The sequence below is a fragment of the Fulvivirga kasyanovii genome (assembly GCF_009711405.1).
Classification (GTDB): domain Bacteria; phylum Bacteroidota; class Bacteroidia; order Cytophagales; family Cyclobacteriaceae; genus Fulvivirga; species Fulvivirga kasyanovii.
On sequence record NZ_SMLW01000159.1, the window covers coordinates 1 to 1,406 of the forward strand.

The 1,406-nt window shown below is 42.0% G+C and carries 1 protein-coding gene; it reads left to right on the forward strand.

The genetic code is table 11. The features are described 5' to 3' along the window. Positions 1-146: 146 nt before the first annotated feature. Positions 147-1,349 carry an IS256 family transposase gene (locus E1163_RS00480; RefSeq protein ID WP_155168566.1) on the forward strand — a complete coding sequence of 401 codons (1,203 nt, stop codon included), beginning with the start codon at positions 147-149 and terminating at the stop codon, positions 1,347-1,349. Positions 1,350-1,406 lie beyond the last annotated feature (57 nt).

Consider the following 1,406-nt stretch of genomic DNA (forward strand, 5'->3'; position numbering starts at 1 on the left):
GGTAGTATAAAGAATTTTGTGTAAACGCTAGAACCGTTCTGGCATTAATCAACAATTCAAAGGCTCGTTTTTCGACGCAGATAAAAAGCAACGAAGCGAGGCAATGATTATCGAAAACGAAATTTTACCACTAAATTGTTGATTACATGAATGATGACAAACTTAACATTCCGCCAGACTTCTTCAAGAAGTTTTCCAAGGAGGAGTTTAACAGCTTTTTTGATAAGCTTTTTAAAGAAGGTGTCCAGCAAATGCTCCAAGGGGAAATGGAGGAGCATTTAGGGTATTCCAAATACCAAAAGAAAGATAAGGACAATCAAAATACCCGAAATGGAATCAGTAAAAAGAATGTAAAAACCTCCCGAGGATCCATTTCAGTAGATATTCCCCGGGATCGTGAGGCGACTTTCGAACCCAGGCTGATCCCAAAGCATAAACGAATGAGCGAGGAGATAGAGGACGCTATCCTCTCATTATACGCCAAAGGGATGAGTACTGCCGATATTGAGGAGCAGATAGGTGGAATCTATGGTGTTGAGATAAGTGCCACAACAGTATCTAACGTTACTGCCAGAATGCTGGAGGCTGTGAAAACGTGGCAGAGCAGGCCATTGGATCAAGTTTATTTTATTGTCTGGATGGACGGCATCTCCTTTAAAGTCAGGCAAAATGGAAAGGTAATTAATAAGACTATTTACCTTATGATCGGCCTAAATAATCAGGGAACCAAAGAAGTGCTCGGAATGTGGCTGCACGAAACCGAGAGTGCCTCCTTTTGGATGAGCGTTTTTACCGACATCAAGGCCCGTGGTGTAGAGGATATTTTCATTGTTTGCAGCGATAACCTCACGGGTCTGACTGACGGTATATCCAGTATCTATCCGCAGGCAGTCACCCAGGTGTGCGTAGTACATCAAATCCGGAACAGCTTAAAATATGTGGTATGGAAGGATAAAAAGGCATTTATGGCTGATTTAAAACAAGTATACCAGGCGCCTACACGTCAAGCTGCTGAGATGGCCTTACAAGAACTTGCCCAAAAGTGGCAGCATAAATATGGCTACGCCATCAAGAGTTGGGTGAACAACTGGGACAACCTCACCCACTTCTTTGATTTTCCTTTAGAAATCCGAAAGGTAATTTATACCACTAACGTAATTGAGAGCTTTAACAGCACCCTAAGAAAGTATACCAGAAACAGGCTGGTCTTTCCTAATGACGAAGCTGTCTATAAAGCTCTGTACATGGCTATTGATAACATTACCCGGAAATGGACACAGACGGTGCGCAACTGGGGGCTAATTATGAGCCAATTTATAAACCTGTACGCAGATCGATGTAGGATGTAATTTATTACCTTTGAAATGTTGGTTAATGCCAAATACACAAAATTCTTTAGTGGCTCC

What these genes read in the sequence shown, in the direction of transcription:
- E1163_RS00480 (WP_155168566.1), top strand. Translation starts at nt 147, where the DNA reads ATGAATGATGACAAACTTAACATTCCGCCAGACTTCTTCAAGAAGTTT.